Annotated in this window: 18 protein-coding genes; 12 read left to right on the forward strand and 6 right to left on the reverse strand. The window is 60.1% G+C overall.

Features of this window, described 5'->3' with window-relative positions; genetic code table 11:
- Positions 1-4 precede the first annotated feature (4 nt).
- The 3 genes from IPH10_11960 to IPH10_11970 are packed head-to-tail and all read left to right on the forward strand — an operon-like array spanning position 5 to position 3080.
- Positions 5-883, forward strand: coding sequence for a 1,4-dihydroxy-2-naphthoate polyprenyltransferase (locus IPH10_11960; protein ID MBK6911622.1), 879 nt, complete (start codon positions 5-7; stop codon positions 881-883).
- A complete protein-coding gene (menC, locus tag IPH10_11965) occupies positions 880-1872 on the forward strand; it encodes an o-succinylbenzoate synthase (protein ID MBK6911623.1) in 993 nt (330 codons plus the stop codon). The genes IPH10_11960 and menC overlap by 4 nt, the downstream gene beginning before the upstream one ends.
- Positions 1863-3080 (forward strand): AMP-binding protein, encoded by a 1218-nt coding sequence (locus IPH10_11970; protein ID MBK6911624.1) that lies wholly within the window; start codon positions 1863-1865, stop codon positions 3078-3080. The genes menC and IPH10_11970 overlap by 10 nt, the downstream gene beginning before the upstream one ends.
- Here the strand turns inward: IPH10_11970 and IPH10_11975 are convergent.
- The 5 genes from IPH10_11975 to IPH10_11995 form a co-directional block, all read right to left on the reverse strand.
- Positions 3069-3491, reverse strand: a complete 423-nt coding sequence (locus IPH10_11975) for an acyl-CoA thioesterase (protein MBK6911625.1) — start codon at positions 3489-3491, stop codon at positions 3069-3071. The genes IPH10_11970 and IPH10_11975 overlap by 12 nt on opposite strands.
- 121 nt (positions 3492-3612) lie before the next feature.
- Positions 3613-5970 (reverse strand): carboxypeptidase regulatory-like domain-containing protein, encoded by a 2358-nt coding sequence (locus IPH10_11980; protein ID MBK6911626.1) that lies wholly within the window; start codon positions 5968-5970, stop codon positions 3613-3615.
- 195 nt (positions 5971-6165) lie between these two features.
- Positions 6166-7347, reverse strand: coding sequence for a glycosyltransferase family 4 protein (locus IPH10_11985; protein MBK6911627.1), 1182 nt, complete (start codon positions 7345-7347; stop codon positions 6166-6168).
- Complete coding sequence (locus IPH10_11990; protein ID MBK6911628.1) at positions 7344-8549, reverse strand: glycosyltransferase family 4 protein; 1206 nt, start codon at positions 8547-8549, stop codon at positions 7344-7346. Before IPH10_11990 ends, IPH10_11985 begins: the two co-directional genes overlap by 4 nt.
- Positions 8546-9490 (reverse strand): glycosyltransferase family 2 protein, encoded by a 945-nt coding sequence (locus tag IPH10_11995; protein MBK6911629.1) that lies wholly within the window; start codon positions 9488-9490, stop codon positions 8546-8548. The genes IPH10_11990 and IPH10_11995 overlap by 4 nt, the downstream gene beginning before the upstream one ends.
- A 281-nt stretch (positions 9491-9771) precedes the next feature.
- Here IPH10_11995 and IPH10_12000 point away from each other — a divergent pair, with 281 nt between their 5' ends.
- The 9 genes from IPH10_12000 (at position 9772) to IPH10_12040 (ending at position 18925) form a co-directional block, all read left to right on the forward strand.
- Entirely contained in the window at positions 9772-11565 is a 1794-nt protein-coding gene (locus IPH10_12000) for a response regulator (protein ID MBK6911630.1), read from the forward strand.
- A gap of 37 nt (positions 11566-11602) precedes the next feature.
- Positions 11603-14122, forward strand: coding sequence for a chemotaxis protein CheA (locus IPH10_12005; GenBank protein ID MBK6911631.1), 2520 nt, complete (start codon positions 11603-11605; stop codon positions 14120-14122).
- The gene (locus IPH10_12010; protein MBK6911632.1) at positions 14119-14976 is read left to right on the forward strand and encodes a protein-glutamate O-methyltransferase; all 858 of its coding nucleotides are present in this window, start codon (positions 14119-14121) and stop codon (positions 14974-14976) included. The genes IPH10_12005 and IPH10_12010 overlap by 4 nt, the downstream gene beginning before the upstream one ends.
- 50 nt (positions 14977-15026) lie before the next feature.
- On the forward strand, positions 15027-15476 hold the full coding sequence (locus IPH10_12015; GenBank protein MBK6911633.1) for a chemotaxis protein CheD: 450 nt from the start codon (positions 15027-15029) through the stop codon (positions 15474-15476).
- The gene (locus IPH10_12020) at positions 15473-16351 is read left to right on the forward strand and encodes an HDOD domain-containing protein (GenBank protein MBK6911634.1); all 879 of its coding nucleotides are present in this window, start codon (positions 15473-15475) and stop codon (positions 16349-16351) included. The genes IPH10_12015 and IPH10_12020 overlap by 4 nt, the downstream gene beginning before the upstream one ends.
- Positions 16326-16724 carry a response regulator gene (locus tag IPH10_12025; protein ID MBK6911635.1) on the forward strand — a complete coding sequence of 133 codons (399 nt, stop codon included), beginning with the start codon at positions 16326-16328 and terminating at the stop codon, positions 16722-16724. Before IPH10_12020 ends, IPH10_12025 begins: the two co-directional genes overlap by 26 nt.
- Positions 16708-17172: a chemotaxis protein CheX gene (locus IPH10_12030; protein ID MBK6911636.1), complete on the forward strand. Its 465-nt coding sequence runs from the start codon at positions 16708-16710 to the stop codon at positions 17170-17172. Before IPH10_12025 ends, IPH10_12030 begins: the two co-directional genes overlap by 17 nt.
- 9 nt (positions 17173-17181) lie before the next feature.
- Positions 17182-18198: a chemotaxis response regulator protein-glutamate methylesterase gene (locus IPH10_12035; protein MBK6911637.1), complete on the forward strand. Its 1017-nt coding sequence runs from the start codon at positions 17182-17184 to the stop codon at positions 18196-18198.
- 67 nt (positions 18199-18265) lie between these two features.
- A complete protein-coding gene (locus IPH10_12040; protein ID MBK6911638.1) occupies positions 18266-18925 on the forward strand; it encodes a hypothetical protein in 660 nt (219 codons plus the stop codon).
- Between the two features lie 119 nt (positions 18926-19044).
- On the opposite strand, the gene IPH10_12045 is transcribed toward IPH10_12040, so the two are convergent.
- A complete protein-coding gene (locus IPH10_12045; GenBank protein ID MBK6911639.1) occupies positions 19045-19485 on the reverse strand; it encodes a CBS domain-containing protein in 441 nt (146 codons plus the stop codon).
- Between the last annotated feature and the right edge of the window lie 188 nt (positions 19486-19673).

A 19673-nucleotide genomic window follows, 5' to 3' on the forward strand; every position in this document is an offset into this window, starting at 1 on the left:
TGCAATGAGTGCGCTGCGAAGTTGGGCCTTGGCGGCGCGGCCGAAAACGCTGGTCGCCGCGCTGCTGCCCGTGCTGATCGGTGCGGCATGGGCGCATGCGAATGGCGCGTTTGAATGGTCTGTCGCGACGTGGATTCTGCTCTCGGCAACATGTATTCAGATCGGCACCAATCTCGCGAACGATTACAGTGACTTCAAGAAAGGCGCCGATACGCATGAACGGCTTGGCCCGACGCGCGTCACGCAGGCTGGATTGCTGAGTCCGCGCGCCGTTGCCGGCGGAGCGATGACGGCCTTTGCGCTGGCTGTCGTCTGCGCGATTCCGCTGCTGCTGCGCGGCGGATGGCCAATTCTGGCAATCGGCCTGTCGGGTATATTGTTCGGCTGGATGTACACGGGCGGACCGTATCCGCTGGGCTACAACGGCTTGGCGGAGATCTTCGTCATTCTCTATTTCGGCGTGCTGGCTGTGGCGGGCACGTCGTTCTTGTTCTTGCTCGAATGGCAACGGGCCGCGTTCCTGCTTGGTCTGATTCCCGGGATCCTTGCCTGCGGCCTGTTGGCTCTCAATAATGTGCGTGACGAACAGACCGACCGCAAAGCGGGCAAACGCACGCCGGTTGTCCGCTTGGGCCGCACGTTCGGAAAATGGGAGTATGCCGCGACGCTGTACGTGCCCTACGCGCTGCTGCTGGTGGGCCTTCGTGAATTGAGCTGGTCCGCTGCCCTCCTGCCGCTGTTGGCGCTGCCGCTCTCGATCGCGCCGCTGCGGGCCGTGTTCACCAAGACGGATGGCCCGGCGTTGAACACCGCCTTGGCGCAAACCGCGCGGCACATGCTCGCGTTCGGTCTCTTGCTCACCATCGGATTGATTTGGCGATGAGCGAGATTCAATCAATCCCCTACAGCGTTCGATTTACGCCGCCGCTTGTCACGGCGCGCGGCACGGTGGAGCAGCGGCGCGGGTTCTTGCATGGCATCGAGTACGACGGAAAACGCTTTGTCGCGGAGACGGCGCTGCTCCCGCAATTCGGTACGGAGCACTTTGAACACGCCGAGCGGATTCTGAACGGCGAATCCATGCTGCTGGCGTCGGCGCCGGCCACGGTGTTCGGTCTTGATTGCCTCCGCTACGCACTCGAACAGCGGGACGCCGAGACGCTGCGCGTGCCCGTGGCGAAGCTCCTGCCCGGCGGAACCCTGCAGGAGACAATCGAACAAGCGCGCCAGGCATTGCTGGCCGGTTTCGAGACCGTGAAGATCAAAGTCGGCGTGCGCGACCTGACCGATGACATTCAATTAGTCAACTTGCTGGCGCTCGAACTGCCGGAACTCGTATTGAGACTCGACGCCAATTTGAGCTGGAGCGGTGATGACGTGCGCCGATTTGCCGATGCAATCAAACCGGAGTGCGTCGAGTGGCTCGAAGATCCGTGTCGCGCACCGCTGCCGGTATGGTTGACGTTGACAAAGGAAACGGGCTTGCCGCTGGCGTGTGATGAGGCCTTTCGCGAACGTGAGATCCTGCAGCACGCCGGCAACTTCGGCTTCGCCGCGCTTGTCCTCAAGCCCGCGCGGCTTGGCGCGCTTACAGAGCGCCGCGCAGTGTTGGATTGCATGCGCGAAGCTGAAATTCCCGTCGTGCTGTCGTCGCTAATTGACAGCAGTATCGGACTGGCGTACCTGGCACATCTGGCGGCGGAGTGGAGCACACTCGATCTTGCGCATGGATTGGGCACGCTGGACTTGCTCGGCGAAGACACGCTGGAACAGGGGCTGCGCATCGAGGCCGGACAACTTATCGTGCCACCGTTGCGAGACCTCGCTCAAATGCTTAAGCCGAAATTCGCGCAGGAATTCGGATGGCAATAGAGATCACCAGCGCCGCCGATCTGCTCGACCGTGTCCACACTGTGCCGGGCGGCGTGCATCTGCTCGACGGACCGAATACGCTTGACTATGCTGTTACACTGCTCGCCGCCGCCCACGGCCGCTGCGCTGCGGTGCCGCTAAATACGCGAGCGTCCGCGGCGGAGATTGACGCCGTGCGCGCAATCACGGCCAGACGCGAATTGCCGCCCGGAATCTACATCTCCACTTCGGGATCACAAGGTGAACCGAAGCTCGTGGCGCTGACGCCGGATGCGCTGTTCCGGCATGCGCACGCCGTCAATGCGCATCTTGAGGTGAATGCGCAGGACACGTGGCTGGCGTGTTTGCCGTTCTTTCACGTGGGTGGTATGGCCGTCATCTTGCGCTGTGCCGCTGCGGGAGCAAAATTGTGCATCGTACCGCGACCCGACGCCGAGACCGTGCATGAGCAGCTCGACGCCTGCACGCTGGTTTCGCTCGTGCCGACCGTGCTGCGCCGCCTGCTGACGCTGCGTCCAAACGGCTTGCCCGCATCGGTGCGCGCCGTTGTTCTTGGCGGCGGACCGGTGCCCCTGGATTTGATCGAACGATGTCCGCAGGTGTTGCCCACGTACGGTTTGACTGAAGCCGGTTCCATGGTGACCTGTGCGCGACCGCGCTGTGCCGAAAGTGAACGCACAACCGCCGGCATCCCGCTGCCGGGAGCGGCTGTGCGCATCGTTGACGAAAACGGACACGATGTCGCAACGGGCACCGTCGGCCGCATCCTGGCGCAAAGCAGCGGCGCCGCCAGCGGCTACATCGAAAATGAAAATGAAACAGCCCGCACATTTCGTGCAGGCTGGATTCAAACGGAAGATGCTGGTTATCTTGACTGGGCAGGTTGCCTGCATGTCGTCGGACGCCGGGATCGAATCATTGTCTGCGGCGGCGAGAATATCGCGCTCGATGAAATTGAAACGGCGTTGCGGGCCATCGCGCCGGTGAGCGATGCCCTCTGCATCGCCTTGGACGAGCCTGAGTGGGGACAGATTCCGGGCGCGGTTATTGAGACCCCAAATGCCATCAAACTTGCGGAGCTGCGCGCTGCGCTCCGTGCGCTGCTTGCGCCGCACAAACTGCCGCGCGCCGTGCGCTGCGTCACGGCCCTCCCGCTGCTTCCAAACGGCAAACCGGACTACGTTGCCGCGCGCCGGCTATTCGGGTAGGTAGTGACGGCTCAAGGCCTGGCGAAAGTCGTCGGGCAGCGGCGTGGATTTGTAGGTCTTCACTTCCACGCAGACGTGTACGGTTGCCGCGCGCGCGCACGTGGAACCGTCCGGCGTACGCAGCGCATATTCAACACGAAACGAACTGCGGTTCATCTCAACGACTCGCGCCTCAATCGTGACATGATCGCCCACGCGCGACGGCTTGATGAAATCGCCGTCCAGATGCACGAGCGGCAGGCCGAACGGCCGCTGTTTAAGCAGATAGCCGATACTGTAGCCCAACTCGGCCATCATCGCCTCGTAGGCCTCGTGACAGATGCGAAACAGGTTCGCCGAAAAGATGATCCCCGCCGCGTCACTGTCGTGCAGGCTGATCGTATACGGAAAGAGAAACGGTTCTGCGGCCATACGGTATCCCCGGTAAGTGTGCTGCCAAGATAGAGACTTTCCAACCAACATGCAACCCGCAAAAACGAACGGGCCACAACACAGGTGGCCCGTTCTTCTTTTCATGCAGTTCGTTTGCGGCTTAGCGCGCCAGCACCATTTTGGTGACGTAGTCGCGGCCGCCCATGTTCACACGCAGGAAGTAAAGACCCGTCGTCAGCTCCTGGCCCTGCGCACTGCGCGCGGTCCACGAAACCGTATGGTAACCGGCGGCACGCGATTCGTCGAGAATCGTGGCGACCTGTTGACCCAACAAGTTATGCACCGACATCGTCACATGACCCGCGCTGGGCAAGTCGAAGGCGATCTCGGTTTGACCGTTAAAGGGATTCGGATAGTTGCCGCGCAGCGCATAGACCGCCGGAATCGTTGGCAGCGGCGCCGCCGGTGTGGCCACATCGAGCGTCACAGGAATCGTGATGCGATCCGAAATACCGCTATGGCGCACGTCGAGTTCACCGGTATACAACCCGGCCGGCAGACCATTCGAGTTAAACGTCACCGTAATCGTCGCGCTCGCGCCGAACGGAACTACGCCCGGCTCCGGCGATACGCTGACCCAATCCCCGGCAAGCACGTCAATGGAATAGCTCCAATCGCAATCGCCGTCGTTGACCAACTCGAAGGCCTGCGTGAAGATGCCGCCGCCCGCCGCTTGCTGCACAAGCTGATTCACACTCGCATGGCCGTCCGGCGCGCCGAGCTCAACATTGTGTTGAACGTCCGCATTGTTGACCATAGCGTAGTTAGCCAGTTGAGTGTCGCAGTAGCCGTCGCGCACGAAGTCAATCGTCCACGTTCCGACCGGCAGATAGAGCTCCCACCAGCCGTTGGCGTCCGTGACCGTGCTTACGCCCGCCGCATCGCACGTAACGTGGCATGAGTGCAGAGCGTTTTCAGATTCGTCCGTCGCATAGCCCCAGACCCGGCCTTCGGGAACCTGCGCTCCCGTGAAATGCACCGACCAGTCGTTCAACAACCCCTGATCCTGATTCGCTGCATCGTAGCAGACAAGCTGCCACGTTCCGCGCGAGGGGTGATCGTTAAACGACGCCAGTTCGGCTTCGGGCCAGTAGCGGCCCGTGAACGGCGCGGCAGCGCTGGCGATCGGCATGCCCGCCAGATCATCCAATTGACAATCCAGCATGTCATCGCCGCTCCCACCGTTGCGGTTCGACAGTTCAACGCGCTCGCCCCACGGACTCTCCAGCCACAGCATCAAGTCACCAACATACGTATGCGCAAGGTTCTCGATCCGCACCGCGCAGCCCGATATCGTGACATTGTCCGTCACGTCCAGCTCCGCGTATACGGTGTCGCGGTCGGGAATCGTCATGTTCAAATCTGCCGCCGTGAACTCCACGACCGGAACCACCGACAGCGAAAACGTCCGGTTCGACCACTGATTGGTTTGAATCGTCACGTTCGAGTGCGTCTGATGAGTGTAGCCGAACATACGCGCCGTCACCGTGTAGGTTCCCGTCGGAGCGATCGGGAAGAAGTAGTTGCCGTTGCCGTCGGTCGTGGCGTAGAGGTCCGCTTCCACGAGCTTCACCGTCGCGCGATAGACCGGCTGGCCGCCGCTGCTGACGTTGCCCATTAGCGAACCGTAACCGCCGCGATAGAACCACACGGCGCGGCCGTCAAGCGGCGAGCCGCTGTTGCACGCATATTCCAACGCCGTGCCGCCGACATTCTGCTGAATGCCGATGGTCTGAGCGTTGGCGTGCTGGTCGTAGTTCATATCCTGATATTGCAGCTTCACGCTGCCGTTCGCGTACAGGATGCACTCGAATGTGAAATGGTCGTCCGGACGCTGCGGGAATCCGTAGTGACCGACTTCGTCAAACTGAATCACGATGTAGTCGCCGAAATCGCGCCACGCCACCGTGTTGTTGTTGACGTTGTTGTCACCGTAGTACAGATGCAGGTCGTCCCAGAACATGGCGATGGCCGGGCCGCCGAGACTCGCCACCGGCAGACACGCGTTGAACGCCGAACTACGCTCTTCCGTGAACGTGAGAAAGCCGTTCGCGCAGACGAACAGCGACGTGTAGTTCACCCCGTAAAACGGAAAGTAGAAGCTCAACGGTACCGCCGCCGTGCCATCGTCGGCGTCCTCGAAGTCCACCCATGTGGCATTGGCGTCCCCGCGCAGCTCCACCCACGAGTAGGTGGTGCTGTCGCTATTCTGATTGTCCACATAATAATAGCCGTAACCATCGGGACCACCCACTGCGTCAATGGTCTCCGGGCTGCGGCGTTCCATGGCGCGAACGAAAGGTTCAAGTTCAGCCTTCTCCGCCGAAGTCAGGTGTTCCCCCTGCTCCGCGCGCTGCCACAGTGCTTTCATGGCGGCGTCCGAACCGGCCTGCGCCGACGTCGCGGTCAGCAGGACCACGCACGTCAAAATGTTTAGTACGATTGCTGCGATCTTCAAGTCATCCTCCTGGTCTGAACAGGCTATCGGGTGCGCTCACCCTAATATTGTGTAAGTTCCTGTTGTACGGTCCGCAATTGTTTGCGGAGCACCGCGAACGGGCGCTCTCCTGAACGGGGTATCGGCAGTCCTCAGCCGATACTGTAATGAGAGCAGACCCATCGCCGACCAGTATGGATGCAACTATCTTTCCACTTATCTCCTTGCCGTTTCCTTTGTCACTTGCTCATAAACCGCGAGGTGCGCACGCGCGCAATGATCCAGCGTAAACTCCGCCCGAATGCGCGTAGCTGCCGCATTTCCAAGAGTTGCCGCCAGCGTTCGGTCTGCCAGCAGGCGCTCGAGCTGCCCGGCCAGACTGCGCACGTTGCCTGATTCAAACACAAACCCTTCGCGCTCGTGGCGGCAAACTTCCCTGCAACCCCCGGCAGAAGTGACCACGCCAGGCTTGCCAAATTGCATGGCCTCGGCTAACACAAGCGAAAATCCCTCGACGAGGGACGGCACCGCGCAGATGTCCACGTTGAACATGAAATCGGCTCCCGAGCGTTGGCCGCCCACAATGTGAATGCGTTCGGCGAAGGCACTCGCCTGGCGCTGGGCCGTCAATGTCTCACGAAAATGCGTATCGCCGCCGACGTCGCCGCCGGCAATGACCAGATGAGCGTCGGGATAACTTCCCGCAATGCGATCAAAGGCGGAGATCAACAGATCGAAACCTTTGACCGGTGCAAAGTATCCCAACGCACCAATCACGCGACTCCCCGCAGGTACACGCCAAGCTGCTCGCTGATCGGTCAGCGTCGCCGGGTCGGTTAACGTGATACCATTATATATGGTCGTCGTCCGTGACCGCGACATGCCGACTTGGGCGTAGCTATTCCGCACGTAATCGGACACCGTCGTAATCCGGTCCGCAGCACGCGTCGCCCAAGCGTCACCCAGGCCGTGACGAAAGTTTAAGTAGTGCCGCAACCACGGCCGGCGTAAGCTATCCGGGCCATGGCCGAAGCTCGTCCAAGGTTGGTGCACATGCGGAATCCACACGAATCTGCGCACGCGCTTGCGAATGCGATCCGTCAGCAGATGCGACAGAGACAGGTGCGTGCACAGGACGTCCGGCGAGAAGTCGTGCAATATTCTCTCATAGCCGCGCTCGGCCCCCGCCCAGCGTGCCCATTTCGACAGATTCGTTTGCGGATTGTCGAACGCCAGCACCTTGGCGCCGAGCGCTTCCGCTTTGGCGACCGAGGTGCTTCCGTCAAGGTAGCACAATTGCGCATCCACGCCGAGCCGCTGTTGGGCGGCGCACAGCAGCGCGGCCAACTGATAGGAGCCGCCCCAGTTCGGGCCGTTCATGACGTGCAGGACTTTCAACCGGATACTGAGCCTTGCATCGCGCGGACGGCCCGCTGGCCGAGCACCTCTTCGTACACCCGGATATGCTCTTGCGCGCAACGATCGAGAGTCAACTCAGTGTGCGCACGCGCACGGGCCGCTCGCCCGAGCCTTTCGGCCAAGGCGCGGTCCGTCAAGATGCGATCCAATTGCCTCGCAAGGTCGGCGATGTTTCGCGACTGGAAAACCAGACCCTCTTGTTCGTGCCGACAGACCTCGCGGCACCCGCCGCCCGAGGTGATGACGCCCGGTTTGCCAAACTGCATCGCTTCGACAACAACCAGAGAGAAGGCCTCTTCTGTCGAGGGAATCGCGCAGATGTCTACATTGAACATGAACTCCGCGCCGGAGCGCTGCTCGCCGAGTATGTGAATCCGGTCGGGACAGCGAGATTCGCTGCGCAATTGCAGTAACCGCCGCCGATATTCGGAATCGCCGGACAGGTCGCCGCCCGCGATGATTACGTGCACGTCGGGATGACGATCGGAAATCCGCATGAAGGCGCGAAGGAGCAGATCAAAACCTTTGCGCGGGTCGAAGTAGCCGAGTGTGCCGATGATGCGGCTGGTGCGCGGTATTCCCCACAGCGGGCGCAAGTCAGGCATGTCCGCCGGGTCGTTCAGGACGATTCCGCTCAGGATACTGGTCACGCGCGTGCGCCCCATCCCGACCTTGATGCAATCTTGACGCACCGCGTCCGAGACAGTGGTGATGCGGTCAGCCTTGCGCGTGAACCAGGCGTCGCCCAAGCCGTGCCGCATCATCATGAAGTACTTCAGCCAGGGCCGTTTCATTACATCGTGACTGTAGCCAAATTGCCGCCACGATTGATGCGCCAGCGCGACCCACTTGTGCGGAGCAATGCGCGACCGAATGCGGTCCGTCAAGACGTGCGACAACGATAGATGCGTGTTGATCAGTTCAGGCTTGAACTCGCGAACAATTCGCTCGTAGCCCTGCTCAAGATCGGCCCACCGCGCTAATTTGTTCGGATACTTGCGCGACGGATTGTATGATAGCACCGGTGCTCCCAGAGCTTCCACGCGCTGTGCCGCTGATCCGCATTCCAAATAGCAAACCCAGGCATCCACGCCAAAGGAGCGCTGCCGCTCACAAAGCTGCGAAACAAAGCGATACGAGCCGCCCCAGTTCGGGCCGTTCATGACGTGCAGGACTTTCACGCCGACAATCCTCTTCGGTAGGTCGCTAATTCGCGCAGTGTTCCGGAGAACCGGCGGCGCATATTGCCGATATTCAGTAACGCGGGCAGTCCGGTCATTGCGGCGCGCAGCATAAGCGCCCACCGCATCGCCCGGCGCAATGCCCGGTAGCCGGATTCGCCGTGGTGCTTGCGAAAGTAGGCCATGGCGCTCTGCGCGTGGTATTCCCGCGTCCGTTCGTAGTGGCGGCCCATGGTCGTCGAGATATGGTGTTTTACTTCAACCGAAGGCACAACATGAATCTCAAATCCCGCCTCGCGCACGCGTTTGCACCAATCCACCTCTTCAAAAAAAATAAAAAAACGTTCATCCAAGTCTCCGACCGCTTGCCGAGCGGCCGCGGAAATCAGCAGGCAGCTCCCTTCCACCTGCTCCACTTCATCCAAGCTCTCAAGCGCGCGCTCGCCATACAGATAGCCGTTCCAATAGGGCGAGTGCGGGAATAGCCGCGCCAACCCTGTCGCCGAAAAGACCAGGTCGCGCACGGTTGGCAGGCGGCGCGCCGCGCGATACGGCCGGCCCGCGCCATTCACCATGCGTGCGCCGACAATGCCCCACTGCGGATGCTCTTGCAGTGCTCCGAATAGTGCGCTGACGGCAGCACAGTCGGCTTCCGTGTCCGGATTCAACAACAGGATGTTCGTGCCTACCGCCGCTTGCATCCCGGCATTGCATGCCGCCGCGAAGCCGCGATTTTCATGGAGAAGCAGAACGCGCACGTGAGGATACTGCGCTGTAATCAGCGCAATCGAGCTATCCGTTGAACCGTTATCTGCGACGATAATCTCGCAGCGATTCGAAGCGAAATTCTGCTCAAGCGAGCGCAAGCACGCCAGAATTTCCGGCGCGCTGTTATAATTTACGATCACGATCGCAAGCGAGCTTGAACCCGCGTTCGTCACTCCATCGCCCTCCAGTTTCCGCGCTCGAGCCTAAAGTAAATACTAAAGATAGGCAATTCGACCGGGGCTCGCAAGTTGCGAATTTGTCGTAAATCCGGATATGACATGATTGGCTCTTATCTTGCGTTCGTGTGGGTTTGGCTAAGCGTCCCGAGGCGGGTCACCGACGCTAAATCCATTGATTTCATTGACAAAGCTGGCAAAGGGTTTGCTTGGGCCAATCGCGACATGGCCCCTATTCAGCGAATTCTACCACTCGACCTGACAAGTCTTGCCGTCCAATGAACCGCACCCTGTTGCTTTGTGACGACGACCGGCTACTTGCCCTCTGGTTAACCCGCTTAGTCAAACCGTGGGGTTGGCAGGCCATCGCCACGCATTCTGTGGGCGAGGCTATGGCCGCTCTCAAGGGCGCTAAGCCCGATGTTCTGATCATTGACCTGTTCATTGCCAACGAAACCGCTGCGGACCTGATCAAGCGGATGAGCGCACTGCCGCAACTGGCTAACGTGCCCTCGATCTTGACCACCAGCGCATCGGACAGCGAGATTGATCAAGTTCTCGGGTCGCATGACATGCCTATCTTGCGTAAGCCCGTGGACCCAACACGCTTGAAGACGCTGCTGGACGCGCTGCAGCCGACGGTCGCAGCCGTTGACCCAGGATCGCTCTCGATCCTGATGATTGACGATGGCGGAATTCAGTCCAAGGTGCTGGGCCGCACGGTCGAAGAATCCGGCGCTTTCGTCATCTACGCGCCGGACATCGAAAGCGCGAAGTCTCTGATCCGCAATGTGCGGCCGGACGGTGTCCTGCTGCAATGCGACGGTTCGGCACGGGATGCACTGGAACTGTCGGCCTTCTGTTCGACCAACAGGATGCAGTTGCCGCCGATGGCTGCTGTTTGCTCTGTGATCAATCAAACGCTCGTCGAGCAGCTCCTGCGAGTCGGCGTGATTGATATATTGCTCAAACCGATCTCCACCGCGCGGCTCCATGATACCGTGCGCCGCATGGGTGGAGCCTTGAGCGCGCAACCAGTGTTTGCGCAGGACCGCCGGACGATCATGGTCGTGGAAGATTTCACGATTACGGCCAAGATGCTGGAGCGCCTGCTCCTGCAAGCGGGCTACGTGGTGCATGTCGTTCGCACGGGCGAAATGGCCTTCGAGATGATCCGCCGCGTCCGCCCAAGCATGCTGCTATTGGACTTAAATCTGCCCGGAATCTCCGGCGCAGATCTCTTGCAAGGTTTGAATGCGAGCGGGCAGGCCGTCCCCTCGATTGTGATCACTGGGGAGCGCGATCCCCAGAAGTTGCGGGCCGCGCGCAAATTGGGCACGCTCAGGATCTTTCAAAAACCGCTGCCCGCTGAGGACTTGATCGCCTACATCGGCGGCTACTTCTCCGATCCGCATGCCGTCATGCGCAGCCGCGCTGAGTATGATGTGCTGCTGGCGCTTGCGGATGAAGCCACCGCGTTGGTGGTGGCCGGCGCGCTTGAATCGGCGGGACTCTCCTGCAAGGTCGTGTCCGACGGCTATCAGGCCCTGCACGAGATATCCCGTGAACCTCAGCTCGTCGTGCTGGATATCGTGATTAGCGGTCTGGATGGCACAGAGATTATGCGGCGCGCTAACAATGTCCTCCTGAAGGGCCGCGTGCGCCTGCTGGCCATCGCCGAAGAGCTTGACGATGAAATCATCGCTGAACTACGGACACTCGGCGCGCACGACACGCTGAGCAAACCGTACGGCATTGGTACCGTCACGGAAAAGATTCGAGCGCTTATTGCTGGCTCAGCCCCGGCCATCAGCGTCCGCGAATTGGCCGACGAGATCATTCCGGAATTGCGCCGGGCGGGTGCGCTGCCCGATCAGGAACTATATCAAACCGCCGCGCGATTGGCGCATAATCTACGCAGCACCGGAGATCTGGCCGGACTGCCCGCGCTCTCAAAATTGGCCGCCGCGCTGGGCGACGCCGCCCGCACACAATATCGCAAGACGTGCGAAGACATCCTGTCCGAAATGCGCGTCGAAATTGACCGGGCGTTAATGATGACGCCGCCATAACAAAATTACGAACCGTTACGCATAGATTAACTACTCCATGAATTCTCTTACGCTCATCGCCGAAGCGGCAATGCTGTTATCACCGGGTGATGCCGCCGCCAAGAACGTCGCGGCAATGCTCGACGGCTACGCCAAGGCCGCCGGACTCTCCGCGCAACTGCGCGATACCGCCGTGGCTGGGGCGAAGCTGGCCAAAAAGGTCGCCACGAAAAAAGCCACGGCTGAGGATTTGCAGGCGCTCCTTAATTTGCTCTCGCAATTAGAACGAGACGAGAATCAGGCAGCCGGCTCATCCGTCACCGCGGATCTCGTGGCCGAATATCTGGCCACACAGGGCTCTGTGCTCGAAGATTTTGAAGAAGCAACGATGAATCTCACTGCGCAAGGTGAGGCTGGTCTGCGCGCGCTGCGGCGGCAGGTTCACACATGGAAGGGCGAAACCGGCATTATCGGCGTGGATGAGCTCGCGCGGGAACTTCACAAGATTGAAGACGCGCTGGATAATATCCCCGTAGATCGCTACCCGCAGGTCACCGATGCCCTGCTCGAGCTCAAAGATAATCTCGGCGTCTGCTTCACCGCGTTGCGCAATGGGGGCTCGGCCAAGCTGAACACCCAGCGCATCCTTGATCTTATGGCCGGAGTCGCCCAGGACAACGACGTGCCGCCTATCGCGGAATCGCTCCCGGCGGCAGTTGCCGAACCTGAAGCCGCACCCGTTGCCGCCGCTGATCCTGCAAATGTGCTTCCTTACGAACAGCGGCGCGCGCGTCTGAGCGGCACCAGCGGTGACAACTTCGTAATTCCGTCCGGTGTGGATACTGAATTGGTCGGCGAATTCCGCAACGAAGCCGACGAACACTTTCAGAACATCGAGCTCGGCCTGATGAATCTGGAGTCGGCACCTGACGATCTTGAATCCGTCAATAACGTGTTTCGCGCGTTCCATACTGTCAAGGGCGTCGCGAGCTTTGTCGGCATCAACTACATTACTGAACTGGCCCACAAAGCGGAGAACCTGCTCGACCGTGTGCGCAAAGGCACCCTCGCGCTGGAAGGACCGTTCGTGGATCTGGCGTTTGAGTCCATGGACCTCTTGCGTCGCATGATTCAATCACTGCCCAACGCCGTCGCCGAAGGCAGCTACCCAGTACCGCCGAACTATGCGGCGTTGCTTTACCGACTTGAGCATCCCGAAGAGGTCCGCGCGGCCTTTCATGCTTCCGGCGGCGCCGCGGCGCGTGCCGAGCAGGCCGCTGCCGAAGAGCAGGCCGCAGCGGCAGCCGAAACCGATTCGGAAACCGTCGCGGCTCCCGCGGCTGGTGGTGAACGCAAGAGCGACGCGCAGGCGGCCCCCACCGATGCCACGGTCAAGGTGAATATGTCGCGCCTCGATGCGCTGATCAATATGGTCGGCGAGCTTGTTATCGCTCAAGCAATGGTCAGCCAAGACCCCGACATCTCGCGTTCCAATAACCGCAAGCTCGTGCAGAACGTCGCTCAGCTTGCCAAGATCACGCGCAGCTTGCAGGAACTCGCGCTGTCCATGCGCATGGTGTCGGTCAAGCCTACTTTCCAGAAAATGGCGCGGCTCGTGCGCGATGTCGCGCGCAAATCGAATAAGATCGTCGAATTCGAAATGTGCGGCGATGACACCGAACTCGACCGCAACATGGTCGAGGCGATTGCCGATCCGCTCGTGCACATGGTCCGCAATGCCGTGGATCACGGCGTCGAACCGCCGGACGTACGGATCGCGGCCGGTAAGACGCGCCACGGACTGGTGACCCTGTCCGCCGAACACGAAGGCGGTTCGGTCGTTATTACCCTGCGCGACGACGGCCGCGGACTGAATCGCGACAAAATTTTGTCCAAAGCGATCGAGCGCGGCATCATTGATCCCACCGCGCAGATGACGGATCGCGAAATCTATAATTTGATCTTCCTGCCGGGCTTCTCAACCGCCGATAAGATCACCGACGTTTCCGGCCGCGGCGTTGGCATGGACGTAGTCCGCACCAACATCGAAAAACTCCGCGGCTCAGTCGAGATTGACTCAACGCCGGGCGAAGGATCGGTCTTCCGCGTGCGCTTGCCGCTGACGCTCGCCATTATTGACGGCATGGTCATCCGCGCCGGGTCACAGCGCTTCATTATTCCGACAATCGCCATCACCGAATCGCTGCGGCCCGTGCCGCAGGATGTGGTTACGGTGCACGGACGCGGCGAATTGGTCAAATTGCGCGGCGCGCTTCTGCCAGTTTGCCGCTTGCATAACGCCTTTGAAATCGCCGACGCCAATCTCTCGCTGACCGAAAGCATTCTGGTCGTCGCCGAAGCCAAAGCAAATCGCGTCGCCATCATGGCCGACGCACTGCTCGGACAACAACAGGTCGTCATCAAATCGCTCGGTCAGATGTTCGACGGCATGCCCGGTGTCGCCGGCTGCGCAATTCTGGGCGACGGCCGCATCAGTTTGATTCTGGATATCGAAGGGCTGCTGCGAGTCTCCCAGGCGACGGCCGGCAGCAGGCTTGAAACGGAAGTCCCCGCATGAAAAATCCTACGGCAACGGCACTCGGCGCGACACAATCTCTGAAGATCAGCGACGCCGAATTCCGCAAAGCCTCCGAGCTTGTCAAATCGCTGGCCGGAATCAATCTGACTGACGGCAAACGTGAACTCGTCAGCGCCCGGCTGGCCAAACGGCTGCGCTCGCTCGGACTCGCAACGCTTGACCAGTATCTCGATATCGTGCGCGAAGATCAGACGCAAGAAGAGCTTGTGCTGATGCTCGACGCGCTCACGACCAACCTGACGAGTTTCTGGCGCGAGTCCGATCACTTCGATTATCTCGCCAACCAGTTGCTGCCCAAAATCGAAGCGCGCCGCTCGGGCGAGATTCGTGTCTGGTCGGCCGGCTGCTCAACCGGTGAAGAACCGTACAGCCTCGCCATGTGCATCATGGGCAACTTGAGCAATCCCAATTCTACCAAACTGCGCATACTGGCCACCGACCTCTCGACGCGCGTGCTGGGCATCGCCAAACGCGGCCACTACGGCCCCGAACGAATCAAGAACATTCCGCCCGACTTACGCAACAAGTTCATTACCAAAGAGCGCGGCGACGCGGACGGCGAACTCTTCGCCGTAAATCAACAACTGCGTTCCACGATCTCGTTCGCCCGATTGAACTTGATGGAACAGTGGCCAATGAAGGGACCGTTCGACGTCATCTTCTGCCGCAATGTCATGATCTACTTCGATAAGCCCACGCAGGCCAGACTCGTCCAGCGCTTCCATGGCCTCCTGCGCAGCGGTGGATGCCTGTTCGTCGGACACTCCGAGAGTCTCGCCGGTGTCCAACATGAATATCGCTACGTCAGACCAACGATTTACGAGAAACCGTGAGCTTACTTGCAACTACACAGGCGAAACGCCTGATCGTTGGCGTCGCCGACATGAAAATCGGTCGCGGAGCCGGCAACTCCATTGTCACGCACGCGCTGGGGTCCTGTATCGGGATCGCCGTGTATGACCCCGGCACCCAGATCGGCGGCATGCTGCATTTCATGCTGCCCGATTCCACCGTCAACCCCGGACGCGCGGAAGGTAATCCGTATATGTTCGCCGACACCGGAATACCGCTGTTCCTCGCCCAGCTCTACAAACAGGGCGCGGCCAAACAGCGGCTGATCGTCAAAGTCGCGGGCGGCGCGCAGTTTGTGGATCATAAGGATTTCTTCGCCATCGGCAAACGCAACTACACCGCCATGCGCAAGATCTTCTGGAAAGAAGGTCTGCTCTGCAAGGGGGAGCACGTCGGCGGCACCATCTCGCGCACGCTCTACCTTGATTTGGCCACGGGCAAAACGTGGTTCACCAATGCCGGACAGGAGGTGGAATTGTGATCTCCATTGCCGCCATCTCGCTTGACATTGAACGGCTTGAACCGATCTCGCCGACGGTACCCCGGCTGGCGGGTATCATCGCCGACGACGAGTCGAGTCTTGACGACATCTGCCGCGTGATCGAATACGATCCCGCCCTGACCGCAAATTGTCTGAAACTCGCCAACTCCGCGTACTTCGCGTCACCCGCGCCGGTGAACACCGTGCGCGAAGCCGTTCTGAAGATCGGCGCCGGACGGATTTTGCAGGACGCCGTCGGCCGCGAAGTGGGCCCGCGCTATCTGCGACCGCTGCCCGCGTACGAAATGGAAGAGCTCGAATTGTGGCAGCATTCGATCGCCGCCGCCACCGCCGCGTCACTCCTGCCGCGCTATGCCACGGTTGCCATTCCACCAATGGCGTTCACCGCGTCATTGCTGCACGACCTCGGCAAGTTGATCATCGCGCGTCATTTGGATGAAGAGTCCCGCCGCGAAATTCGCAGCGCCGTGAATGATCAACATCTCACGTATGTCGTCGCCGAACGGCTGGTGCTCGGATTCGATCATGCACAGATCGGCGGACTCGTGGCTCGCCGCTGGCGCTTCCCCGACGAGTTGGCCAACTGCATCACGTGGCACCATCTGCCGCGCCGCGCCAACATCGCCAGCCCGGCCCTTGACGCCGTTCACATCGCCAATGCCGTCGCCAAAACCATCGGCACCGGTCTCGGAGTGGAAGGCATGAACATGCAGGTCGAAACCGCCTCCGTGGAGGCGCTGGGCTTGACCTTGCATTCGCTCGAAGCGCTCTGCGCGCAAACTATGATGGAATTACCTCGTACTCTGGAACTATTTGAGGACGTTCACAGTGGCGTACAACATACTCATCGTTGATGACTCCGCGCTGACGCGCACCGTGATGGAACGCACCGTACGCATGTGCGGCGTGGAAGTCAGTGAAATCCGCATGGCCGAACACGGCAAAGCTGCGCTCGATGCCCTCAACGGCTTCTGGCCTGACATCGTGTTCTGCGATATTAACATGCCTGTCATGGACGGGCTGCAATTCGTCCAAGCCCTTCAGAACAGCGAGGAATGGCACGACCTGCCCGTCGTTATCGTCTCGACCGAAGGCAGCGAAACCCGCATGGAAGAGCTGCGCCGATCCGGCGTGCAAGGATACATCCGCAAACCGTTCGCGCCCGAAGAAGTCGCGGCCATGATTCAGCAAATCCTGGGAGTGCAGAGCAATGCAGGTCAATTCTGAGCAGGCCATTCTCGAAAGCGCCAGCCGCGTCTTCGAGACCTCGGCTTTCTTGTCCGTCGCACCGCTGCATGGAAACGAAGAGCTCGCCGACCCTGATCAGTCGGCTACAATGACGTTCCGCGGCGCCGCCGCCGGACGCGTCTCGCTGCGCGTCTCATCGGAAATGCTGGATATGATCGCCAATAACCTCCTCGAACCCAGTGAGGATCCCAACGAGCAGGCGCAGCGCCGCGGCGATGTGCTCAAGGAAATGCTCAATATGCTCTGCGGCAACTTACTCACCGAGTTCTTCGGCGCGGAACCCGTCTTCGACCTCAGCCCGCCGGAACTGCTGGGTAACGACGAGCTGCCGCCGCCGTCGTCCCAAGATATGCATCGCCTGCTCATGAATGTGGAAGACACGCTGGCCGAGGTGCTCTTCGAAGTCCAAGAACGCACGAACTGCTGAGCGCACCCCATGGTAAAAGTTCTGGTCGTTGATGATTCCGCGCTCGTGCGCCGTGTGCTTACCGAAGAGCTGGCCCGCGATCCCGAAATCCAAGTCGTCGGTTCTGCGCCGGACCCGTATGTCGCCCGCGACAAGATCCTCTCGCTCGCGCCTGATGTCATCACACTCGATATCGAAATGCCGCGCATGGACGGGCTCTCTTTCCTGCGCAAGCTGATGAAGCATAAACCCATGCCGGTCATCGTCGTCTCGTCGCTCACGCCCAAGGGCAGCGAAATGGCCGTGGATGCGCTGGCCCTCGGCGCTGTGGATGTGCTCTGTAAACCCGGCGAAGCCTATTCGATCGGCGAGCTCTCCAAAGAGCTGACTTATCGCGTCAAAGCCGCCGCCCGAGCCCGTATCCGCACCCAGCCCGAGGCAGGCGGAACACCCGTCAAGCCCATGGAATCACTCAAGGCAACAACCCTCAAAATTATCGCCATTGGCGCCTCCACCGGCGGCACTGAAGCTCTGCGTGATGTGCTGCAACGATTTCCCGCCAATGCGCCGCCTACCGTGATCGTGCAGCATATGCCTGAGAAATTCACCAAGGCGTTCGCCGACCGCCTGAACAGCCTGTGCGCGATTGAAGTGCGCGAAGCGCAGGATCACGATACACTCCGGCCCGGATTAGCGCTGATTGCTCCTGGCAACAAACACATGCTGCTCGAGCGCAGCGGCGCCGTCTATTCCGTGGCGGTCAAAGACGGACCGCGCGTACACCACCAGCGCCCGGCCGTGGATGTGTTGTTTAGGTCCGTGGCGCGCGTGGCCGGCAAGAACGCGGTCGGTGCCATCCTCACTGGCATGGGAGCCGACGGGGCCGACGGTATGCTCGAAATGAAACAGGCAGGAGCCAGAACGGTGGCCCAGGACGAGCGCTCCTGCGTCGTCTTCGGCATGCCCAAAGAGGCCATCGCCCGGGGCGGCGTGGACGCGATTCTCCCACTCGAACAGATCGCTCAGGGAATCATGAGCAAACTTTAGAATTACTTGCGATTCTGCCTGAAAAGGCGTATGTTAGCCCTCGTTCCAAATTGAACGAGGGCTTTCTATGTTTAAGATTTTGCTGGTATTGTGCTGTATGGTCTGGGCCGTGGGATGCGTCCCCGAAAAACCGCAGAAAAAAGCGGATTCAGCACCGAATGAACAGAAAATGAATGAACGTCCGATGGGCGACCGGCAAATGGGCGACCGACCTGCTAATCCCCATGAGACCTCTGGTCCCGGACTCGATGTCAACAGCTTGATGGCTGACCTCCCGGCCGGATGGAGCAAAACCCAGCCTTCGTCGAACATGCGCCTCGCCCAGGCCGCACTCGCACGCTCGGACGGCGACAACGCCGACGGTGAACTGGCCGTGTTCCACTTCCCCGGTACCGGCGGCAGCGCCATGGCCAACCTCGAACGCTGGCAGGGCCAGATGAAGGGGCCGCACGGCGAGCCCGGTGCCTCGGTCGCCAAGACCGACACCATGCGCTTGGACAATGGTATTCTCGTGATCACTACGGATATCTCCGGTACGCTGCTGCCCTCCACGATGGGCGCCGGCCCCTCAACGGAGCAGGCCAACTACCGCATGATCGCTTCGGTGCTCGAAACACCCGCCGGGAATTTCTTCCTGAAGCTCACCGGCCCGCAGAAGACTATCGCCGCCAACACCGATAAGTACCGCGCCTTCATTAAGCGCGCCAAACTCGGCGGCGACGCGTAGTCCTAATCGGCCAAGATGACTTAGCCCCCGGCCTTCGGCTGGGGGCGCTTCTTCTGCACGAAAAACGCCCGGCTTGCGCCGGGCGTTTTTGCATACTGGTCGCGCGATCCCGCGTTCGTCTACGCCGGATATCTTCCCAGGACCAGGTTTTCCATCTGTTGCTTGTGGTACTCTGTCTCGTCCAACCGGGCCTTAACCAGGTCGCCAATCGAGATCATTCCCACCAATCCGCTGTGATTTACCACCGGCAAGTGCCGAATCCTGTGCGATGTCATGGTCGCCATCGCTTCGTCCACAGTGTCATCAGGCTTGCCCGTGATGACGTCCCGTGTCATGAACTCGCCCACCTTGAGCTTGACCAGTTCACCGGCGTTCCGCGAGATCAATCGCAGAATATCGCGCTCTGAGAATATCCCCACCAGCCGATCGCTGGTATCGAGGATTGCCAAGGCACCAATGTTGTGCGAGACCAGCGTCTCGACCGCCGACAACACCGGATCCGACTCGTGGGCCATATGGACCCGCGTCCCTTTTTCAAACAGAACTTCGGCCAGCTTCACTCCCGTAGCCTCCCTGTCGTGGAACCGTTATCTCAAATATAGGAGTCCACGTGCCGCAAAGTCAAGCGTTTTCTTGGGTCAAAAAAAATTCCCTAAGACTTGTTATTCCATATCCTACACCTTTTCACCTTGATAAAAGTTTGTGAAATGGCACGACCGGATGGCCCAAGAGGTACAGCCAAACGCAA

The sequence above is a fragment of the bacterium genome (assembly GCA_016702305.1).
In the GTDB taxonomy this organism is placed as follows: domain Bacteria; phylum Electryoneota; class RPQS01; order RPQS01; family RPQS01; genus JABWCQ01.